Source organism: Streptomyces sp. NPDC002853 (genome assembly GCF_053591915.1).
On the sequence record NZ_JBSFUS010000007.1, the window covers coordinates 395,843 to 415,635 of the forward strand.

Annotated in this window: 17 protein-coding genes; 10 read left to right on the forward strand and 7 right to left on the reverse strand. The window is 70.7% G+C overall.

What is annotated here, in order from left to right:
* The first annotated feature begins 45 nt into the window (after positions 1-45).
* On the forward strand, positions 46-945 hold the full coding sequence (locus tag ACWD02_RS21320; RefSeq protein WP_451212939.1) for a LysR family transcriptional regulator: 900 nt from the start codon (positions 46-48) through the stop codon (positions 943-945).
* A 102-nt stretch (positions 946-1,047) separates the two neighbouring features.
* Here the strand turns inward: ACWD02_RS21320 and ACWD02_RS21325 are convergent, their stop codons facing one another.
* The 3 genes from ACWD02_RS21325 to ACWD02_RS21335 all read right to left on the reverse strand — a co-directional run bounded on the left by ACWD02_RS21325 (position 1,048) and on the right by ACWD02_RS21335 (position 3,909).
* On the reverse strand, positions 1,048-2,289 hold the full coding sequence (locus ACWD02_RS21325; RefSeq protein WP_451212942.1) for an RICIN domain-containing protein: 1,242 nt from the start codon (positions 2,287-2,289) through the stop codon (positions 1,048-1,050).
* A gap of 298 nt (positions 2,290-2,587) precedes the next feature.
* Entirely contained in the window at positions 2,588-3,136 is a 549-nt protein-coding gene (locus ACWD02_RS21330; RefSeq protein WP_451212945.1) for a hypothetical protein, read from the reverse strand.
* Between the two features lie 11 nt (positions 3,137-3,147).
* The gene (locus tag ACWD02_RS21335) at positions 3,148-3,909 is read right to left on the reverse strand and encodes a sulfite exporter TauE/SafE family protein (protein ID WP_451212948.1); all 762 of its coding nucleotides are present in this window, start codon (positions 3,907-3,909) and stop codon (positions 3,148-3,150) included.
* Positions 3,910-3,993: 84 nt separating this feature from the next.
* Between ACWD02_RS21335 and ACWD02_RS21340 the strand changes: the two genes are divergently transcribed.
* Positions 3,994-4,926, forward strand: coding sequence for a LysR family transcriptional regulator (locus ACWD02_RS21340; RefSeq protein WP_451213371.1), 933 nt, complete (start codon positions 3,994-3,996; stop codon positions 4,924-4,926).
* A 365-nt stretch (positions 4,927-5,291) separates the two neighbouring features.
* Here ACWD02_RS21340 and ACWD02_RS21345 read toward each other — a convergent pair whose 3' ends face one another.
* A complete protein-coding gene (locus ACWD02_RS21345; RefSeq protein WP_451212951.1) occupies positions 5,292-6,290 on the reverse strand; it encodes a LacI family DNA-binding transcriptional regulator in 999 nt (332 codons plus the stop codon).
* A gap of 380 nt (positions 6,291-6,670) precedes the next feature.
* Between ACWD02_RS21345 and ACWD02_RS21350 the strand changes: the two genes are divergently transcribed.
* From ACWD02_RS21350 to ACWD02_RS21370, 5 genes are all read left to right on the forward strand, one after another.
* A complete protein-coding gene (locus ACWD02_RS21350; protein ID WP_451212953.1) occupies positions 6,671-7,534 on the forward strand; it encodes an ABC transporter permease in 864 nt (287 codons plus the stop codon).
* A 59-nt stretch (positions 7,535-7,593) separates the two neighbouring features.
* The gene (locus ACWD02_RS21355; RefSeq protein ID WP_451213374.1) at positions 7,594-8,622 is read left to right on the forward strand and encodes an ABC transporter substrate-binding protein; all 1,029 of its coding nucleotides are present in this window, start codon (positions 7,594-7,596) and stop codon (positions 8,620-8,622) included.
* Positions 8,623-8,660: 38 nt separating this feature from the next.
* Complete coding sequence (locus tag ACWD02_RS21360) at positions 8,661-9,470, forward strand: ABC transporter ATP-binding protein (RefSeq protein WP_451212956.1); 810 nt, start codon at positions 8,661-8,663, stop codon at positions 9,468-9,470.
* A 75-nt stretch (positions 9,471-9,545) separates the two neighbouring features.
* Complete coding sequence (locus tag ACWD02_RS21365; RefSeq protein WP_451212959.1) at positions 9,546-10,133, forward strand: helix-turn-helix domain-containing protein; 588 nt, start codon at positions 9,546-9,548, stop codon at positions 10,131-10,133.
* Positions 10,130-10,726 (forward strand): GNAT family N-acetyltransferase, encoded by a 597-nt coding sequence (locus ACWD02_RS21370; protein ID WP_451212962.1) that lies wholly within the window; start codon positions 10,130-10,132, stop codon positions 10,724-10,726. The genes ACWD02_RS21365 and ACWD02_RS21370 overlap by 4 nt, the downstream gene beginning before the upstream one ends.
* On the opposite strand, the gene ACWD02_RS21375 is transcribed toward ACWD02_RS21370, so the two are convergent.
* Both ACWD02_RS21375 and ACWD02_RS21380 read right to left on the reverse strand, forming a co-directional pair.
* Positions 10,696-11,604, reverse strand: a complete 909-nt coding sequence (locus tag ACWD02_RS21375; protein WP_451212965.1) for a sugar phosphate isomerase/epimerase family protein — start codon at positions 11,602-11,604, stop codon at positions 10,696-10,698. The two genes, ACWD02_RS21370 and ACWD02_RS21375, sit on opposite strands and share 31 nt — an antisense overlap.
* A 10-nt stretch (positions 11,605-11,614) precedes the next feature.
* Entirely contained in the window at positions 11,615-15,175 is a 3,561-nt protein-coding gene (locus ACWD02_RS21380) for a ThuA domain-containing protein (protein WP_451212968.1), read from the reverse strand.
* A 395-nt stretch (positions 15,176-15,570) separates the two neighbouring features.
* Between ACWD02_RS21380 and ACWD02_RS21385 the strand changes: the two genes are divergently transcribed.
* The 3 genes from ACWD02_RS21385 (at position 15,571) to ACWD02_RS21395 (ending at position 18,767) form a co-directional block, all read left to right on the forward strand.
* Positions 15,571-16,608 (forward strand): alpha/beta fold hydrolase, encoded by a 1,038-nt coding sequence (locus tag ACWD02_RS21385; protein WP_451212971.1) that lies wholly within the window; start codon positions 15,571-15,573, stop codon positions 16,606-16,608.
* 85 nt (positions 16,609-16,693) lie between these two features.
* Positions 16,694-17,074, forward strand: coding sequence for an MmcQ/YjbR family DNA-binding protein (locus ACWD02_RS21390; RefSeq protein ID WP_451212974.1), 381 nt, complete (start codon positions 16,694-16,696; stop codon positions 17,072-17,074).
* A 400-nt stretch (positions 17,075-17,474) separates the two neighbouring features.
* Positions 17,475-18,767 (forward strand): MFS transporter, encoded by a 1,293-nt coding sequence (locus ACWD02_RS21395; RefSeq protein WP_451213377.1) that lies wholly within the window; start codon positions 17,475-17,477, stop codon positions 18,765-18,767.
* A 55-nt stretch (positions 18,768-18,822) separates the two neighbouring features.
* Here the strand turns inward: ACWD02_RS21395 and ACWD02_RS21400 are convergent, their stop codons facing one another.
* A complete protein-coding gene (locus tag ACWD02_RS21400; RefSeq protein ID WP_451212976.1) occupies positions 18,823-19,743 on the reverse strand; it encodes a transketolase family protein in 921 nt (306 codons plus the stop codon).
* Positions 19,744-19,793: the final 50 nt, after the last annotated feature.

The window sequence follows — 19,793 nt, forward strand, 5'->3', positions numbered from 1 at the left end:
GACCACTGGTGTCGGTGAGTCCCGCGGTTTGGGACAATCGACCCCATGATCGAAGCGCGGCGGCTGCACATCCTCCGTGCGGTGGCCGACCACCGCACGGTCACGGCCGCTGCCGCCGCGCTCTATCTCACGCCGTCCGCGGTCTCCCAGCAGCTGACCGCCCTGGAGCAGGAAACGGGCCACCGCCTGGTCGAGCGGGGCGCCCGCGGGGTCAGGCTGACCCCGGCGGGCGAGATCCTGCTCTCCCACACGAACGCGGTCCTCGCCCAGCTCGAGCGGGCCGAGGCGGAGCTCGCCGCCTACAGCTCGGGCGCGGCGGGGACGGTGACCGTGGCGTCCTTCGCCACGGGGATCGGCCTGGTCGTCGGTCCCGCCCTCGCGCGCCTCTCGACCCTCGCGCCCGGCATCCGGGTGCGGGTCCAGGACGCGGAGGGCGACGCGAGCCTGCCGATGGTGCTGGACCGGCAGGTGGACGTCGCCGTGGCGGTGGAGTACCGGGGCGCACCGGGCGCGGACGATCCGCGGCTGACGCGCGTCCCGCTCTACGCGGAGCCGTTCGACGCGGTGCTCCCTGAGACACATCGCCTGGCGGCGGCGGAGCGGGTGCCGCTCGCGGAGCTCGCCAAGGACGCGTGGATCGGGCCCTTCGTCGGCAACCCCTGCCATGACGTGGTGATACTCGCCTGCGAGGCGGCGGGCTTCCAGCCCCTGCTCGAACACTGGTCGGACGACTTCCGCGCGGTGGTCGCCCTGGCATCCGCGGGGGCGGGCGTGGCGCTCGTGCCCCGCTCCGCGCTGCGGGGCATGGACGTCTCGGGCGTGGTGATCCGTCCGGTGGAGGGCGTCGCTCCCACCCGCCGGGTCTTCGCGGCGGTGCGGTGCGGGGCGGAGGGGCATCCGCTGATCCGTCCGGTGCTCGACGCACTGGGGGAGGCGGCGGGATAAGGGCCGGCTCGACGGCTCGGGTGCGGAGGTGCGGACCCTCCGGCCCCGTCGGCGGTGGGGCCGACGGGACCGGATCGCGTGCGGGTGAGCGGTGGCTACCCCCTACATCCAGAGGCCGTCGAGGAACGGGTACGCCTCGGTCAGCCTGGCCGGGCCCTGGATGAGCCTGTCCTCGGAGACGACGACGAACTCGTCGCCCTTGGTGAGGAAGTAGTGCGCCGTGGAGTCCGAGACGGCGGTGGCCGCCGAGTCCGGTCCGAACCCGAAGGCGTCGGGTGCTGCCGTCAGCAGGAACTGCTGGTGGGACGAGCCGCGTGCCAGATCAACCTTGGTGGGGTCCATGGTGACGCTGTCCTCGCGGCCGAAGATCACGAGCCGGCCGCGCTCGGTGCCGAAGCCGGTGACGTCGCACAGCTCACCGACCGCCTGTACGAGGCCGGGGTGCAGCATGGCCTCCGCGTCGTGGACGGGGCCGTGGCCCTGCTCGGAGAACTCGATGGCCTGGTCCCGCGTGAAGCCCAGATAGGTGTGACCGCTGCGCTTGGCGGCCGGACCCACGGCGTCGAAGCCGTCACGGAAGGGCTTGGGCAGGTGCGGGAACTGATCGGCGATCCTCCGCGGCCCCGCCTCGATGCCCCGCCGCTTGGAGAAGCGGATGAACTCGTCACGGCGGAAGCCCTCGAAGCGTACGTAGGGCGCGTCGCTGTCCGGAATCGCCTTGGCGGCAGCCTCGAAGATCCCGCCGCCCGCGTCGAGCGCCTGCTTGGCCGCGCCGCTCAGGGAGCCGAGAACCGAACCGAGGAGGCTGCCGCCCGCGGAGACCACGGTGGCCGTCAGCGCGTCGAAGGCCGTGGTCTCGCCGCGGCTCGGCACCCGCTCCAGGCGCCACTGCTGGGCGGTGCGGGCTCCCGCGGAGGGCTTGCCCGCCTGTTCCAGGGCCACGTCCGGCATGTTGCTGTCGTCCTGGACGGACAGCAGGTGGCCGCTGTGCACGTTGACCAGCGTGTACCGGTCGTCGCCGGCCGCGACCGGCCGCCACAACTGGGACTCCAGCAGGTCCTGCCGGGTCTCCGCCGGGCACTGCTGTACCGGCGAGCCCGCGCGGCCACGGCCGGTCATGATGTCCATGCGCATGGTGCTGTGCACGCTCTGCAGCGTCCAGGCGCCCTCCTTGGCGGCACTGGGCCGCAGATGCCACAACTGGCTGTGCCGGGCGGTTCCTTGCGGGTGCAGTTCCTGCTGCACGACCGGGGTGCTCTGTGCGGTCTTGGCCCCCTGCACTCCCGCGTACAGCCCGCTCGCCTCGTTCTTGAGCAGGTAGATCCCCTCGGACAACGCAGACATTGCCAACCTCCGTGGAAGACGGACAGTGATCCCCCGCGTGTGCGCCTCACAGAGTAGGAGCTGCGCCCGATTGCCGATACGGGAGGATTTCGGCTGCTATTTACCCCTCAATCAAAGGGAGTTGAGTCCGTCAGGCGTGGGGATGTCGGCCCAGGTGGCGTCAACTGTGGGCGTGAGTGGACCTGTTGACGGGTGAGGGGGTGGGGCGGGCAGTGCGTGGAGAGTGCCGGTCCGGTTCTCACCCCTGACGCACTGTCAGGAAGCATGTGATGACGGGACTTGTGGGTGGGGTGACGCTTCACGTCAGGCCGCCGGAGACCGGTGTGGTGCCGATGTCGCCGTCCCCGTCCGCGTGGCGCAGGACCCAGTCGTCGAGGTCGCGGGCCGCTTCCAGCGGATTGTCCGCCGCGTAGTCCCGCCACCACCCCGCACGGGTGGGGATGTGGGTGGCCGCGACCGACTGGGAGGCGCGTAGTTCCTCGCGGAAGCAGGACTCGGCCGCGGTGAAGCGTGCCCGCGCCGTCGGTGCGTCCACGCCCAAGAAGTCACCGACGACCTGCCAGCTCGCCCCGCCGAACCGCTCGTACACGACGGCGGCCTCGAAGAAGCGTTGCGCGGCGCGAAGCACATGGGCGGCGTCGGAAAGCGCCGAACCGGGGGAGTGCGCGGTGCCGTCGGGGCGCAGCTCGTGTTCACCGATGGGTACGGCCGCCCGCGCGATCTCGGTCAGCTCGCACGCTTCGTACGCCATCGCCAGCCGGGCTCGGGCTGTGTCGGTGAACGGCGGCCGGGTGCGAGGCGATTCCTCGTACGGCGGCGCGGCGGCGTGGAGGTCCGGGCTGTCCATGGCGGTCGGCCTCAGCCGCGCACGAAGTAGAGGACGGTCATCGACACGGCGGTGGTCAGGATGATGGCGCGCAGCAGCCGGTCGGAGAGGTGGCGCGCGAAGTGGGCTCCGGTGAAGCCACCGGCCAAGGCGCCGGCGAACATCGCCGCGAGGACGAGCGGAGTGCTCAGCGCGTCAGAGGCGACGAGGAGCAGGGCGGCCGCGCTGAGATTGATGGCCGCGATCTGCGTGACCCGCATCGGATTGCTGACCGCGGTGTCGAGGCCGAGGCCGATGCCCCACAGGGCGAACATCATGATGCCTACGGCTCCGCCGAAGTATCCGCCGTACAGGGCAAGGAGGAACTGGCTGAGCAGAACGGCCCGGGGGCCGATGCCGAGCTCACGGCCGAGCGCGCCGCTCAGCGCGCGGGAGACGCGGCGGCCGAAAGCGAGGACCAGCGTGGCGAACGCGAGCAGCCAGGGCACCGCGGCCTCGAACGAGGCGGCGGGGAGGGTGAGGAGCAGGACGGCGCCGAGCCCGCCCCCGACCACGCTGACCGTTGTCAGCGCCTTTGTGGATGTCGTCCCGAGCGGGGTGAGTTCGCGTCGGTAGACCCACCCGCCGGCCACGGCGCCGGGGACGAGGGCGATGGTCGACGACGCGTTCGCCGTCACGGGGGACAGGCCGACCGCCACGAGGGCGGGCAGCGCCACGAACGTGCCTCCGCCGCCGACGGAGTTCAACGCTCCGGCGGCGACGCCTGCCACCAGCACGAGGAGTATTTCTGCCACCTGCCGAGGATCGCCCTGTGAGCGGTGGGTCCACAATGCGTTATCGGTGTACCCAGCCTAAGGCTGTGCCATAGGCTCATGAGGGTGCGTTATGACCTGGACGACCTGCGACTGTTCCTCGGCATCGTGACGGAGGGGTCGATCACGGCGGGCGCCCGCCGCATGCACCTGAGCCTGCCGTCGGCCAGTGCGCGGGTCCGCTCCCTCGAACAGCAGGCCGGCGTGGCACTGCTGATCCGCGGCCGGAGGGGTGTACGCCCGACCCCGGCGGGGACCACGCTGGCCCGGCATGCGCGCGAAGTCCTGGCCCAGACCGTCCGTCTGGAGAGCGCGGTCGCGAGCTATACGAGATCCCCGACCGCGCCCCTGACCCTCCTGGGTGGCGGCTCGGCGGTGCACCGGCTCGTGCCGCAGGCCCTGGTCTCGTTCCTCCGGGCCCACCCGGACGTCGACGTCCGCGTCTTCGAGAACCGCACGCCACAGATCGTGCGGATGCTGAGGGACGGGGAAGCGGACCTGGGAATCGTTCTGGACGACGAGGCGCGCGACTGCGGTCTGGCGATGGAACCCCTCGGCGACGATTCCCTGGTGGTGGTCGGCCAGGTGGGCGGGATCCTCGCGGGCCGTACGTCCCTGACCTACAGCGAGGCAGCCGAGCACCCCCTTGTCGGCCTCGACGCCGACGCCTCGCTGCGCCGCTGGATCGAGAGACATGTGGGCCCCCACGCACCGGTCGTCCGCTACCGCACGACGGTCGCCGACCTCAACGTCCTGGTGGCCCTGGCCGCCGCAGGGGTCGGCCTCGCCATCGTCCCCCGCCGCGTGATCGACCCCTCCCAGCCCCTGGCCGTATGCGACTTGCAGGACCCCTGGGCCCACCGCCACCACCTCCTGGCCTGGGGCACCAAAACGGGCCCCGCTTCCCCGGCCGCCGAGTCCCTGGCGGAGCACCTGCGCAGGGCATCGCTCGCTGAACCTGCGGTGGTGGCGGGGCGGCGGGGGGAGGGGTGGGAGTGAGGGACTGACCCCCTCCACGAGGTCCAAGGGGTGGCGCTCTTCGTTTCTACGGGGTCCAGCGGGGCCTACGGGGGCGGGCACTCGGCGGCACCTGCTGGGGCCGTGCCGTGCCAGCGGCTGGAGGGTCAGGCGCATAGGCATGTTTGCCCTGCCCGGTGGCCCCGTTCCGGTGGCCCCGGCCCGATGCCGCCGGTCCGGGAGCCGGGAGCCGGAAGTCGGGACACAGGCGTGCCGTCCGCTGTTCAGTAGCTGGGGGCCGGGAGCCGTGGGTCAAGGGCCGGGGGCCGGGAGCCGTGGGCCAAGGGCCAGGAGCCGGGGGGAGCGGAAACCGGCCCCATGGGTATGCCCTCCGCCGGCGAAGGCCCTCAGCCCGTGGGCCGTCCCGTGCTGGCCCGCAGTACCACCTCGCCCCTCACCCGCTCCACCCGTGACCTCGCGCCCCGCTCGCGGAGGGCGAGGGCCAGTACGTTCCGGCCCATTCGTGTCAGCGGCAGTGCCACCGTGGTCAGCGGGGGCGTGAGTTCGCCGACCAAGGGGATGTCGTCGAAGCCCGCGAGCGACACGTCTTCCGGCACCCGGAGCCCCCGCTCCCGCAGCGCGCCCAACGCCCCCACGGCCATGACGTCCGTCACCGCGAAGACGCACGTCGGACGCTGTCCCCGCCGCAGCAGTTCGACCGCCGCCGCATGGCCCCCGTCACGGGTGAACCCGCCCTCGACGATCCGCTCCGGAGGGAGGGCGACCCCCGCATCGGCCAGTGCCCCGCGGAACCCGGCCAGGCGGTCAGCGACCGTGGTGAGGCGCTCGGGGCCGGTGAGGACGGCGAACTCCCGGTGGCCAAGGTCCAGTAGGGCCCGTGCCAGCGCACCCGCCCCCTCGCGGTTCTCCGGCTGCACCGTGTCCACGCGAAGGCTGCGATGCCGGCTGACCACGGCGACCCGGCCCCCGTCACGCATGTAGGGCGCGAGCTCCGACTCCAACGCCCTTTCCCACGCGGGGTCCTGGAAGCCCGAACCGATCAGCAGGATCGCGCGCGCCCGCTGCGCCCGCAGCATCGAGACGTAAGCGATCTCGCGCGCCGGTGCGCGGAAGGTGCTGGCCAGCATGACCAGCACGTCCTGCTCGGCCGCCGCTGCCATCACCCCGCTCGCGATGGCCGCGAAGTACGGGTCGCCGACGTCGTGACAGATCATGCCGACGGTGTTGTTCGAGGAACTGGCGAGCGCCTGCGCATGGGCGTTGGGGATGTACCCCAGCAGGTCCGCCGCTTCGAGCACTCTGCGCCGCAGGTCCTCGCGTACGCGCGTCGTGCCGTTCAGGGCCCGGGACGCGGTGGCCGGGGAGACCCCGGCGGTCCGGGCCACCGCGTGGAGGGTGACATGGGGCCCGCGCTCGCGTCCCCGCCCGGGCGGGGCGGCCTGCAGATCCTGCCCGGGCGCGGCGGCCTGCGGTTCCTGCCCGGTCGGTGCGGCCTGCGGTTCCTGCCCTTGACCCCGCGCCCGCGCCCGCGTCTGTGCCCGTGCCTGCCCCTGCCGCAGCTCAGCTCCGGACCCCTGCTCGCGCCCCAACGCCCGCACCGCGCCCCCCTCGTCTCGCGCCGCGAAACTTCGAGCCGACCTATTGACCCTGCGGTCAGCCAGTCATTAGCGTGGCGGACACCCTATCAGAAAGCGCTTTCTGAAAGCGGTTTCCGCACCACCGGAACACCACAAGTACCCCGCCGAAATCGCCAGGGGAGTTCACCGTGAGCCAGAGCGCACTGCAGGCAACTCCCGTGAAAACGGCAGGCGTTGTCGACCGCAGCCGCCCCACCCCGCGCCAACGCGTCGCAGAAGCGGCCGAGAAGAGCTGGCGTCCGCTCGTCCTGCTGCTCGTCTGCTTCGGCGTCTGGTGGCTGATCGCCGCCACCGAGATGGTCGAGGCGTATCTCGTGCCCTCGCCGGGCGCGACCTTCGACGTGATCCTCGACAAGCCCGACTACCTGTGGCAGCACACCTGGGTCACCACCTACGAGACCCTGCTCGGCTTCGTCATCGCCGTGGTCGTCGGCGTCCTCGCAGCGGTCCTCATGGTCTACTCGACGACCGTCGAGAAGACGCTCTACCCGATCCTCCTCTTCGCCCAGGTCGTACCGAAGATCGCGATCGCCCCACTGTTCGTCGTCTGGCTCGGCTTCGGCATCGCGCCGAAAATTCTCATCGCCGTGCTCATCGCCTTCTTCCCCGTCGTCATCTCGATGGTGACCGGCCTGAAGGCCGTCGACCCGGAGATGCTCCAACTCTCCGCCACCATGGGCGCGCGGCCCTGGCAGACCTTCCTCAAGATCCGCTTCCCGGCGTCGCTGCCGCACCTCTTCTCCGGCCTGAAGGTGGCCGTCACGCTCGCCGTGACCGGCGCCGTCGTGGGCGAGTTCGTCGGCGCGAACGAAGGCCTCGGCTATGTGATCCTCCAGGCCAACGGAAACCTCGACACCCCGATGCTCTTCGCGGGGCTGCTCGTCATGTCGCTGATCGGCGTCGTCCTCTTCGTGCTCGTCGAGATCGCCGAGAAGCTGCTGCTCCCATGGCACGCGAGCCGCAGGGACGTGGCCGCCACCACGACGTACTGACCCCCGCACGCACCATCGCCCCCCCAGCCATGTCCGACGTACGCGAGAAGGGCCGTCCCATGCACGCGCGCAGACTGCTCACCGGCCTCGTCCCCCTGACCCTCGTCGCGGTGACCGCGACGGCCTGCGGCGGCGATGACGACAAGACGACCGTGAGCGACTCCGGCAAGAAGCTCGACAAGGTGACGCTGACGCTCAACTGGTATCCGTACGGCGAACACGCGCCGTTCTACTACGGCAAGCAGCAGAAGATCTTCGAGAAGCACGGCATCGACCTCGACATCAGGGCGGGCCAGGGGTCGCAGAAGACCGTGCAGGCCACCGGCGCCGGGCAGACCGACTTCGGCTGGGCGGACACCCCGGCGGTGCTCGCGGGCGTCGACCAGGGCGTCAAGGTCAAGAGCCTCGGGGTGTTCCTGCAGACGACGCCCGCCTCCGTGCAGTTCTTCGACGCGCAGGGCATCAAGGCGCCCGCCGACCTCAAGGGCAAGATGATCGCGGGCACGGCGGGCGACGCGCTCACCAAGACCTTCCCGATCTTCCTGGAGAAGAACGGCATGGAGCTCTCCGACGTCAAGGTCCAGAACACCGACCCGGCGGGCAAGATCGCCGCGGTGATCTCGGGCAAGACGGACGCGCTGCTCGGGTACGCGAGCGACCAGGGCCCCACCATGCAGAACAAGGCCAAGAAGGACGTCTCGTATCTGCGCTTCTCCGAGAACGGCCTCAACTTCTACTCCAACGGCCTCATCGCCGGCCCCAAGACCCTGCAGGGCAACGGCGATCTGGCCAAGCGCATGACGGCCGCCGTGAGCGAGTCGTGGGCGGCCGCCGAGAAGAGCCCGGAGCCCGCGGTCACCTCGATGGAGGGCGCCTCCGAGCAACTGCCGCCCAAGGACGTGCTGTCCGAGCAGTTCAAGACGACGCTGACCCTGCTGCACACCGACGCGACGAAGGGGAAGGCGCCGGGCGCGAACACCGAGGCGGACTGGCAGCAGACCATCGACGTCTTCTCGGAGGCGGGCATGGTCAAGAACGCCAAGCCCGTCGCCGAGTACTGGGACGCGGCCAAGGGCATCAAGGGCTGAGGGGCGGCAGGCACATGACGAAGGATGCGACTCTCAAGATGAGCGACGAGCCACGCGCGCCGTCACAGAAGGCGGCACCGTCCGCCGTACGCCTCGATGACGTGGCCGTCCGCTTCCGTACGAAGAAGAAGGACGTCACCGCGTTGCGGGACGTCTCCCTGAACGTCGGCGCGGGCGAGTTCGTGGCGATCGTCGGGCCGTCGGGCTGCGGCAAGTCCACCCTCCTGAAGCTGATCGCCGGGTTGCTCGCGCCCTCGTCCGGCGACGTGCTGCTCGGCGGCGAGCGGGTGCGCGGGCCACGCCGCGACATCGGGTACGTCTTCCAGCGCGCCGCCCTCTTGGACTGGCGCACGGCACGTCGCAACATCCTCCTTCAGGCGGAGATGCGGGGGATCCCGGGAGCCGAGGCACGCGCGCGTACCGACGAGTTGATCCGCATGACCGGGCTCGGCGGCTTCGAGGACGCCTATCCGCACGAGCTGTCCGGCGGCATGCAGCAGCGTGTCGCGCTCTGCCGGGCGCTGCTTCACGAGCCTCCCGTGCTGCTCATGGACGAGCCCTTCGGGGCGCTCGACGCGCTCACGCGCGAGCAGATGAACGTCGAGCTGAACCGGATCTGGCGCGAGACCGGGACCACGGTGCTCCTGGTGACCCACTCGATCCCGGAGGCGGTCTACCTGGCGGATCGCGTGGTCGTGATGAGTCCGCGCCCCGGCACGGTGGAGGAGATCATCGAGGTCGGCCTCCCCGCCGAGCGCTCGTACGCGACGACGCTGGCCACAGACCAGTTCCGCGACGCCACCGGACGCATCCGCGAGCTGCTGGGGGCGGTGTCGGCGCACGAGTAACGCCTGAGCCGCAGCCGCAGCCGCAGCCGCAGAGAAGTATGGCGCCTGTCTCACATTCGGGATAGCGTGCCGAATATGGAACGCGCGCCGAACCTGAAACATGAACACGACGGGGTCGACGACCGGCTCGCCGCCCGCCTCGCCGAACTGCGGGCGGAGCGCGGCTGGTCCCTGGGTGATCTGGCGGATCGCAGCGGCGTGAGCCGCTCCACCCTGTCGCGGGCCGAACGCGCGGAGATCAGCCCCACCGCGTCCCTGCTGAACAGGCTCTGTGCCGTCTACGAGCGCACCATGTCGCAGCTCCTGAGCGAGGTGGAGGCCGAGCCCGCGCAACTGGTGCGCGCCGCCGAGCAGAGCGTGTGGACCGACGGCGCGTCCGGCTTCGTACGCCGGTCGGTGTCGCCGCCGCACGCCGGGCTGCGCGGCGAACTCGTCGAGGGCCGACTGGAACCGGGCGCCGACGTGTCGTACGACCGACCTCCCGTACCCGGGCTCGAGCAGCACATCTGGGTGCTCGACGGGGGTCTTGAAGTGACCGTGCAAGGCGCTCCCCACGCCCTTGCCCCTGGGGACTGCCTGCGCTTCCGGGTGTGGGGGGCGACGCGGTTCCGGTGCGTCGGAGAGCGGGCCGTGCGATACGCCCTGGTTGTGGTCGCGCGATGAGCACCGGGCGAGCGCCCCAAGCTCCGACGCGCCTCACCGCCGGTCAACTCCGCGAGACAGCCGACGACTTGGCGGACCTGCTCGCCGACGTCGTCGAGGGCGGATCGTCCCTCGGTTTCCTCGCGCCCCTGGACAGGACGGCCGCCGCCGACTGGTGGCGGAGCCTGGCCCCGGCGGTGGCCGGCGGACGGCTCGCGATCTGGGTGGTGCGCGACGGAGAGCGGGTCACCGGGACGGTCAGCGTCGGCTTCGTGGACAAGCCCAACGGCAGGCACCGCGCCGAGATCGCCAAGCTGATGGTCCATGGCTCCGCACGCGGCCGGGGTCTCGCCCGCACCCTCCTGGCCACGGCGGAACGGGCGGCGGCCGACGCGGGCGTGACCCTCCTTGTCCTGGACACGGAGACCGGCAGCCCCGCCGAATCCCTGTACCGGCGTGGCGGTTGGACGGTTGCCGGGGTCATTCCCGACTACGCGGCCGATCCGGCCGGGATGCTCCACCCGACCACCCTCTTCTTCAAGAAGGTGGGCGGTTCGGACGCACCCCGGCCGGAGCGGGCACCTCAGTACCGCAACGCGGCCAGATACGCGTAGCTGTTGCGGGCCGTGGCGAACGCGTCGGCGGGGCTGTCGTGCTCCACCAGCCACTGCTTGACGCCACCCGCCTGCGCGTCCTCGAACATCGCGGCGAAGTCCAGCGTCCCCGAGCCGACGTCGGCGAAGCCGCCGTCCGGTGCCATGTCCTTCACATGGAGCGCGGGGAAGCGCCGCCGGTGCCGCACGAAGTACGTCGCCGGATCCGCGCCGCCCTTCGCCGCCCAGTACACGTCCAGTTCGAAGCCGACCAGATGCGGATCGGTCTCGGTGACGAGGATGTCGTACAGGCTCGTGCCGTCCACCACCACATGGTCGGAGCCGTGGTTGTGGAAGAGCACCGGACCGAGCCCTGCGTCGCGTGACGCCTGCCCGATGCGGTTGAACTGCCGTGCGGCCTCCCGGAATCCGTCCGGCGTGTGCAGCGCCCCGGGCAGACTCGGCACCACCGGCCACTTCGCGCCGAGGGTGTGCAGATCCTCCAGCGCCTGCGGGAGACCGCTGCCCTTGAGGATGTCGTACGAGACATGTTCGAGGACCGCGCGCAGGTCCACCGCGTCGAGCATCCGCCGGATGTCGGCCGCGCTGTTCCCGTGCCGCCCGCTCACACCCACGGTCGCGTAGCCGATGTCGGCGAGCTGCTCCAGCGTGCCCGCGAAGTCCTGCGCGAGGGCGTTGCGCATCGTGTAGAGATGCATGCCGATGCCGCCGCGCGGGATGCGCCGGCACCGTGACGCGTCAGCCGCGCGCGCGGGCAGGGCGGTACCGACCGCCGCGGCCAGCCCCAGCGACGTACCGAGGAAGGCGCGCCTGGTCCCGTTGAGGCCGGGCCCCCTACGGCTGGTCCCGTTCAGACCGGTTCTCCGCATGGATGTCATGGCTGACCCCTCACTTCGCCGTGATCCGGACAGCGCCGGTCGTCGTGTCGCCCTTGTCGTCCGTGACGGTCAGATGCGCCGTGTAAGGGCCCTTGCGTGCGTACGTGTGCTCGGCGGTGGCGCTCTCCGTGCCGGTCGGCTTGACGTTGTCGCCGAAGTCCCAGTGGTACGAGGCCGCCGTGCGGCCTGCGGGCAGCTTCACGGTGCTCGTGAGCTTGACGGCGAGAGGCGCGGTGCCGTCGGCCGGAGCCGCCTTGACCGTCACCTTCGCACCGGCCTTCTTCTCGACCCCGGGGCCGTTGAAGTGCAGCCAGTCGAGGGTCATGAGATCGGCCTTCTCGGACGACCACTCGGGGTTGGTGAAGACGGCGTACAGCTTCGTCGTGCCGTCGTGGTCGGCCAGTTGGGTGGTCGGCGAGATGAAATTGCCCCAGCCGCCGGTGTTCGGCACGCTCACCTTGCCGAGCAGCTTGCCCGTGGGAGAGCCGGCCCGGAACTCGATGTCACCGCCGAGCCCGGCCGAAGCCGCGCCCACCGTCACGGAGTCGACGCCCTTGAGGTTCACCGGGTCGAAGGAGACCCAGTCGCCGTCCTCGATCTCGATGAGCCGCTTGCCGCCGGACGCGTCCGCGCGGTCACCGATGTCCACCCCGCCGTGCGCGCCGCCGGTGGCGGTGCGGTGCTCGGCCTCCCGGAAGGAGGTCCGCAGCGTCAGCGAGGAGGACCCCGTCAGGGCGGGCGCACCGGACGCGCCCTTGTCCTCGTACTGGGCCGTGATCCCGTAGTACAGATTCTGACCGGGACCGTGGCTGTCGCCGGCGTCCGTCACGATCTCGCCCGCGCAGCCGGTGTAGTTGTCCAGCGGATGCAGATGGGTGTCGTGCCCGAGCTGGGACTGGACGACGACCCGTTTGCAGTCGATCTTCCCGTCCTCCTTGTCCGTCACCTTGATCTTGAACGGAATGGTGTCGCCGAAGCTGAACGTCCCGCCGCTGGGCGGCTGTTGAATGCTGACCACGGGCCGGGTGTTCCCGACGGTGATCTCCTGCACGGCCAGGCTGCTCAGCTCGTCCGGCCCGGTGACCTTCAGGCGCGCGCTGAACTGCCCCTTCTGGGTGTACGTGTGCGTCGGGTTGGCCTCGGTCGAGTCGGTCGTGCCGTTGCCGTCGAAGTCCCACGCGTACGTGACGGGCTTGCCGCCGGGCAGGCCCGAACCCTCGCTGGAGAACTTGACCTCGAGAGGCGTGCTGCCGTTGTCCGGCGTGGCCTTGACGCGGGCGTCGGGCAGCCGGCCGTCCGCCACGTAGTCGATGCGGTAGATGCCCGCGCCTTCGTTGCCGCCGCCGCGGCCCGTGCCGCTGCCGAGCCCGAAGTCGATGACGTACATGGCACCGTCAGGACCGAAATCGGCGTCGAAAGGCTGATTCCACTTCATGTCGCCGAAAATGGAGTTGATCGACTGGAGATCGCCCGCCTTGGCGGGCTCGAAGCGCGGGTCGGTGAACGTCTGGTCCTTCTCCTGCATCGAGAAGACCTTGAACCACTGCCGCGTCAGCTCGTAGTTGAACCACTTCCCCTCGAAGTACTCGGGGAACTTCGTCTTGTACGTGTTGGCGGCGTCGTAGTCATAGACGGGACCGCTCATCGGACCGCCGCCGCCCGTGCCGAGTTCGGGGAACTTCTCCGAGGCGGAGTAGGCGTACCAGACATCCGCGGACTCGGCCGGAGGAAGGTCGCGCAGGCCCGTGTTGTTCGGCGAATCGTTCACGATCTTCGCGCAGTCGAACTTCGCGCCCGATTTCTTCGTCGCGAAGTCGTAGTCGTTGAACGGGGTGTTGTCTCCGACGCAGTACGGCCAGCCGTAATTGCCCGCCCTGGTGATGCGGTTGAACTCGACGGTCCCCTCCGGTCCGCGGTCGGCCACGGCGTTCTTCGCATCGGGTCCGTAGTCCGCCATCAGCAGGGCGCCGCTCAGCGGGTCCGTGGTGATGCGGAAGGGGTTGCGCATGCCCATCGCGTAGATCTCGGAGCGGGTCTTGTCCGTTCCCGGAGCGAAGAGATTGCCCTCGGGCACGGAATAGGTCCCGTCGTCCTTCGGTGTGACGCGCAGGACCTTGCCCCGCAGGTCGTTCGTGTTGCCGGAGGTTCCCTGGGCGTCCCAGGCGCGGCGGCCCTCGCGCTCGTCGATCGGGCTGAATCCGTCCGATGCGAACGGATCGGTGTTGTCACCCGTCGCGATGTACAGGTCACCCTTGTTGTCGAAGGCGATCGAGCCCGCCATGTGCGAGTTCGCCCGGCCTTCGCCACGGAAGGTGGGAATGGTCAACAGACGCTTCTCCGACGCCGGATCGACCTTTCCGCCCGCTTCCGTGAAGCGGGAGAGATTGATGCGTTTCTCGGTCTTGTCGGAGTTCAGGAGATAGACCCAGTGGTTGTCCTTGAACTTCGGGTCGAGTGCGAGGCCGAGCAGCCCGTCCGACTGGCTCGTCATCTCGGCCGTGTAGTCGAGGTCGAGCGCCGTGGAGACCTTCAGCGTCTCCTGGTCGATGATCTTCAGCTTCCCGGTGCGCTGGATGAAGAACACCCGGCGGTCGGGGGCGACGGCCAGCTCGAAGGGGTCGGCCAGGTCGTTCGTGGCGAGCGGCGTGCGCTGGAAGGCGCCGGTCTTGGTGGCGGTGCAGTCGCCGGGCTTGTTGCCCGCGGCCCATTCGATGCCACCGAGAATGTGCTTGAGGAAGCCCTCTTCCTGGTAGGCCGCCTTGTCGTGTCCGCCCGCGGTGTACCAGGAGCGGCCCCCGTCGTAGTTCTGGCACCAGGACCACGGCTGGTCGACGCCCTCGTCGAGACCGGTGACGCCGTCGCGCACCTTGACCTGCGCGAGGGTGTGCACCTTGCCCGTCGGATTGGCGCGCCAGTTGTACCACTCCTCCGTGCGCTCCCAGAGCTCCGGGAGGCCCTTGGTGGAGGGGTGCGCGTGGTCGAGTACCTTGACCCGCCCGGTCTGCACCTCGGGGTGCTTGTCGAAGATCGCGCCGACCAGGCCCTCGTACCAGGACCAGTCCCGCTCACTGGCCGACGCCGCGTGCAGGCCGACCCAGCCGCCGCCCCCGCGGACGTACTTCTGGAAGGCCGCACGCTGGTCCGCGTCGAGCAGATCGCCCTTCTCCGGGGTGGAGTTGGTGTTGTTGAAGACGATGGCCTGGAAGCGGGCGAGATTGACGTCGGTGAAGGCCGCCGCGTCATCGGTGGCCTCGACCTCGAAGCCGTTCTCGCTGCCGAGCTTCTTGATGGCCTCGACACCCGCGGGGATCGAGTCGTGGGGGAAGTTCGTGACCTTGGAGAAGACGAGAACGCGGAATGGGTCGTCCGCGGCTTCCGTTGCCGCTTCCGCTGTGGCTGCGGTCTTCGGCTGTGCGTCCGCTTGCGCCGTCGCGCGGGGCGGAGCGGTGAGACCAAGGCCGATGACGAGGGCCAACAGGGCGATGAGCGCGAGCCAGGGGCTCGGCGTGGTGGGGCCCGGTCTCGATGGGGTGGGGCCGCGTCTGGGCGCGGTGGGACTCGTGGAACTCATGGCGCTCCCTGGGCTGGGCGGGTGGACGGCTGCCGGTAGCCGGGTGTGCGGTGAGTGCGAGTTGCGCGGGTGTGGGGTGCGTGGTGAGTGTTGCGAGGGTGCGGGGTGCGCGGGTTAGAAAGCGCTTTCTCCTGCGCGTTGTTCAGCGTAGGTTCCGCTCTGACGGGGGGTCAATGGGTCGGAAGGGCCTGGCGTGAGAAGGGAGTCACGCAGAGGCATGCGGAGGCACTTCGGCGAGGGCACTGGTATGAGGGCGCGTGTGCGGGGGAGGGTTTCAGGGGCGGGCGTTCGGGAGCGGGCCTTTCTGGAGGAGCAGCAGGGGCCCCAGCTCCGCCGAAGCCGCCCCGGAACCGTCCCAGATCCGTGTCCCAGATGTCGTACAGGAGCCTCACGAAATGCCTGACCACGCCTCGACGCCCGCCCCCGCCGCGTACACCGCCGGACTCGTGAACGCGGCGGACGGCGTCCCCGTCGCCACGTACACCTGGCTGCCCGAGGGCGGCAGGCCGCGCGCCTTCGTGCAGATCGCACACGGCGCGGGTGAACACGCCCTGCGCTACGACCGATTCGCCCGCCACCTGCTGGAGCACGGCTACGGGGTGATCGCGTCGGACCACCGGGGGCATGGCGCGACGGCGCAGGCGACCGGGGGGTACGGGGTGACGGGTTCGTCCTCCGACGGGCCGTCGGACGGGGGGTCCGACGAGGCGGGTGGCGCAAGGCGGTCCGATCCGTCCGGTGAGTCCGCCGCGTTCGACAGCTGGCGCGCCATCGTCGACGACCTCAAGGCGATCGGCGACCAGGTCCGCACCCTGCATCCCGGCACCCCGCTCTTCCTGCTCGGCCACAGCATGGGCTCGCACCTGGCCAGGGACTACGCGCAGGAATACCCGGACGGCCTCGCGGGCGTGATCCTCTCCGGCACCTTCCGCTCCCTGCCCGGGGTCGGGATCGACGAATCGATCACCCGCCTGGAGCGCGAGATCGCCGAGGGCGGCCGTGAGGTGCTCTCCTCCTACCTCCCCGAACTCTTCGCCGCCTTCAACGACGCGTACCCGCACCGCACGGGCTTCGAATGGCTCTCGCGGGACGAGACCGAGGTCGACGCGTACGTCGCCGACGAGCGCTGCGGCTTCCCCTTCTCCGCCGGGCTCTGCCTGGACTGGGTGCGTGCCGTGCGCAAGATGAACGACCCGCGAAACCTCGCCCGGGTCCCCGCTGACCTGCCCGTCCACATCGCCGTCGGTACCGAGGACCCCTGCAACCAGGGCATGACACTGGTCCACGAACTCGTGGAGGACTACCGGTACGTGGGCCTCGACGACCTCACCTGGAAGGGGTACGAGGGGGCGCGCCACGAGATCCTCAACGAGACCAACAGGGATGAGGTGCAGGAGGACCTGCTGGCCTGGATGGACAAGCGGGTGCTGTGAGGGGCGGGGCCGCTGTGGGTGGTCCGGGGGACGTCGTCGGTGGTTACGGGGGCCGCTGTCAGTGGTGTTGGCTACCGTTCGGGGCATGTCTCGAGCTCATTCAAAGGCCCAGGTCACGGGTGACGACGTCCGGCGTATCGCACTGGCCCTGCCGGATACGACGGAGAAGATCGCCTGGAGCATGCCCACCTTCCGGGTGGCAGGAAAAATGTTCGCCACGCTTCCCGAGGACGAGACGTCCATCGCCGTGCGGTGCCCGAAGGAGGAACGCGACGAGTTGGTCCTCGCGGAGCCCGACAAGTTCTGGATCGCCGACCACGAGGCGATGTTCGCCTGGGTGCGCGCACGGCTCTCGGCGCTCGACAAGGACGAGCTGAGCGACATCCTCGCCGATTCCTGGCGCCAGGCGGCCCCCACCCGACTCCTGGACGCATACCCGGAGTTGGGGCTTCCGCCGGCGGACTAAAAGGGATCGGCCGCTGTCAGTGCCCCGTGGCATGATCCCGGCAGGAGGGGGCGGGGCTCGTGGGACGACGGACCGGGCGCCGCCGCCAGGGGAGGGGATCGCGGTGCCGTCAGGGGACGGGATGGACGAGGGCGGGGCTGCTGGGGGCGGCGGGGCCGGCGGGGTCGGCGAGGGTGAGGGTGCGCGCTTCCCGGCAGGGAGGCGAGGCGGGCAGGGCGGGCGCGCCATGCGCGAGTACAAGGCCAGGCCGAGCCGCAAGCTGCCGCTGAGCCGCAAGCCCAAGCCCAAGCCCAAGACCAAGCCCACGGCTATGGCCGTGCCGCTGGCGCTGACCGAAGAAGTGACGCACCCAGGGACGCCCTCAGCGACGCACCCAGGGACGCCCTCAGAAACACCCCCAATGACGCCCCCAGAGAAGAGCATCTGGTCGCGGGACTTCGGGTTCTTCTTCGGCGCGCGGACCGTCGCCAAGCTCGGCGACACGATGCTGCCCGTCGCCCTTGCCGCGGGGCTGCTCCAGCACGGGCACGGCGCGGGCGCCGTAGGTCTTGCCATGGCCGCCACGACGGTCTGCTTCGCCGGTCTGGTGATCTTCGGCGGGGTCTTCGCCGACCGGTTCAGCACCCGCCTGCTGATGATCGGCGCGGATGTGGCCCGGCTCGGCACGCAGGCGGTCGCGGCGGCCCTCTTCTTCACGGGCCACGTCGTCCTCTGGCAGATCTGCGTGATCGGAGCGGTCAACGGCGCGGCGGGCGCCCTCTTCCAGCCCGGCGTCGCCAGCACGGTCCCGCGCCTGGCCGCCGACGTACAGAAGGCCAACGGCGCGATACGCGTGGCCGAGTCCGCCGCGGCCCTGGCGGGACCGGCCGTGGCCGGCGTCCTCGTGGCCTTCGCCTCGCCCGGCGCGGTCTTCGCCGCGCACGCGGGGACGTACGGGCTGAGCGCCCTGTGCCTGGTCCTGCTCCGGCTGCCGCCCGCGCTGCCCGGCTCGCTGCCGCACAGCAAGGGCTTCCGGGCCGACCTGGTGCAGGGCTGGCGGGAGTTCAGGTCCCGCACCTGGCTGTGGGGCGTCATAGCCATCTTCTGCGTCCTGATGATCACGACCACGGGCCCGCTGACGCCCCTCGTCGCCACCCTCGTGGTCCAGGAGCACGGCTCGGGGGCGTACGGCCTGGTGAACTCCGCCCTGGGCGCCGGCACCGTGCTCGGCGGCCTGGTCGCCCTGCGTCTGCGCCCCCGCCACATGCTCCGCGCCGGCTCCTGCGCCCTGATCGGCTACTGCGCGTTCCCGGCGTCCGTCGGCGCCCAGCTGGGCGTCCCGCTGATGGCCGCGGGTGCCGCGGTAGCTGGCGCGGGACTCTCCTTCTGGGGAGTCATGTGGGCGACGAGCGTCCAGACGCAGGTGCCGCCCGACGTCCTGAACCGCATCCACGCCTACGACGTCGCGGGATCGATCGCCCTGCTGCCCGTCGGCCAGGCCCTCGCGGGACCTGCCGCGAGCGCGTTCGGCGCGGAACGGGTGCTGATCACGGGCGCCGTGACGACAGTCGTCGTCTGCCTCGCCATGCTCTCCGTGCCGGCGATACGTGGGTTGGTGCGGGTGGACGGGAGAGCGCCGGTCCGGAGCGGGGGAGCCCCGGGGACCGACCGCCCCGGACAGACCCTGCGCGCGGACCGTGGCGCGCGGCGATGACCGGAGAGCGATGCGGGGGAGGGAGGAGGAGAGGGAAGGGGGAGAGGGCCGGGAGCTACACGAGAACCTGCGCGGACGCCCCCAGCCAACCGCTGATCCGCTCCCGCAGCGAGCGGGCGTCGAGCCCGTGCGCGGCCATGTGCTCCTCGACCTGCCCGTAGCGGCGCAGCTCGGCACGGCCGACGCCGAGCCCGAGCACCCGGTGCGGAACATCGGCGAGTGCGTCGTTCGCGGCAGCGGTGGAGGTCCCGGCCAGATAGGGCTCGACCACCACCACATCGGCGACGGTGCCCGCCCCGGTCGCGCGGCGCAACGCATCCCCGTCGAAGGGCCGCACGGTGGTCGCGTACAGCACGGCGAGGTCGAGGCCTTCAGTGGCGGCGAGGACGTTGTCCAACATGGTCCCGACAGCGACGACCACCCCACCACGACCCTCGCGCACGGTGTGGAAGCGGGCCCCGTCGACGGGCAGAGCCCGAGCGTTCGACTGCACGGAGAGTCGTACGTACACCTTGTCGTCGCCCGCGGCGACCGCGTGCCGCAGCAGGGTCTCCGCCTCGTCCGGGTGCCCGGGTACGTGCACGGTCCAACCGTCGAGCGTGTCGAGCAGCGCCACATCGCCGGGCGACATGTGCGTGTAGCCGCCCGCGGGCCAGTCGAAGGAGGCCGCGGCGCTGACCAGAACGCCCCCGACGCCCTGATGCCCGAAGTCGAGCTTCACCTGCTCGAACGGCCGCTCCACGAGAAAGCTGGCGAAGGTATGCATGACGGGCCGCAGCCCGGCCAGCGCGAGCCCGGACCCGGCCCCGACGAGCAGCTGCTCCCGGATCCCGACGTCGATCACCCGCTCCGGGTGCTTGCGCTGAGCCTCCGCGAACCCGTCCGCACCGATCACGGCGAGGACGACGGCGACGCGCGGATCCTCGTCGAGCAGTCGAGAGAGGGTGGGGGCGAAGCGATCACGCATGGTGTCCATGACAAAACCTCCGAGGGGTGGCGCAAAAGTGAACGGAGCGACGGGCGCGA

Bases quoted from the DNA above. Each gene is read 5' to 3' on its own strand.
- ACWD02_RS21400 (WP_451212976.1), bottom strand. From the start codon at position 19,743: ATGGACACCATGCGTGATCGCTTCGCCCCCACCCTCTCTCGACTGCTC.
- ACWD02_RS21355 (WP_451213374.1), top strand. From the start codon at position 7,594: ATGCACGCGCGCAGACTGCTCACCGGCCTCGTCCCCCTGACCCTCGTC.
- ACWD02_RS21370 (WP_451212962.1), top strand. From the start codon at position 10,130: ATGAGCACCGGGCGAGCGCCCCAAGCTCCGACGCGCCTCACCGCCGGT.
- ACWD02_RS21320 (WP_451212939.1), top strand. From the start codon at position 46: ATGATCGAAGCGCGGCGGCTGCACATCCTCCGTGCGGTGGCCGACCAC.
- ACWD02_RS21360 (WP_451212956.1), top strand. From the start codon at position 8,661: ATGAGCGACGAGCCACGCGCGCCGTCACAGAAGGCGGCACCGTCCGCC.
- ACWD02_RS21330 (WP_451212945.1), bottom strand. From the start codon at position 3,136: ATGGACAGCCCGGACCTCCACGCCGCCGCGCCGCCGTACGAGGAATCG.
- ACWD02_RS21395 (WP_451213377.1), top strand. From the start codon at position 17,475: ATGACGCCCCCAGAGAAGAGCATCTGGTCGCGGGACTTCGGGTTCTTC.
- ACWD02_RS21385 (WP_451212971.1), top strand. From the start codon at position 15,571: ATGCCTGACCACGCCTCGACGCCCGCCCCCGCCGCGTACACCGCCGGA.
- ACWD02_RS21390 (WP_451212974.1), top strand. From the start codon at position 16,694: ATGTCTCGAGCTCATTCAAAGGCCCAGGTCACGGGTGACGACGTCCGG.
- ACWD02_RS21365 (WP_451212959.1), top strand. From the start codon at position 9,546: ATGGAACGCGCGCCGAACCTGAAACATGAACACGACGGGGTCGACGAC.
- ACWD02_RS21380 (WP_451212968.1), bottom strand. From the start codon at position 15,175: ATGAGTTCCACGAGTCCCACCGCGCCCAGACGCGGCCCCACCCCATCG.
- ACWD02_RS21375 (WP_451212965.1), bottom strand. From the start codon at position 11,604: ATGACATCCATGCGGAGAACCGGTCTGAACGGGACCAGCCGTAGGGGG.
- ACWD02_RS21325 (WP_451212942.1), bottom strand. From the start codon at position 2,289: ATGTCTGCGTTGTCCGAGGGGATCTACCTGCTCAAGAACGAGGCGAGC.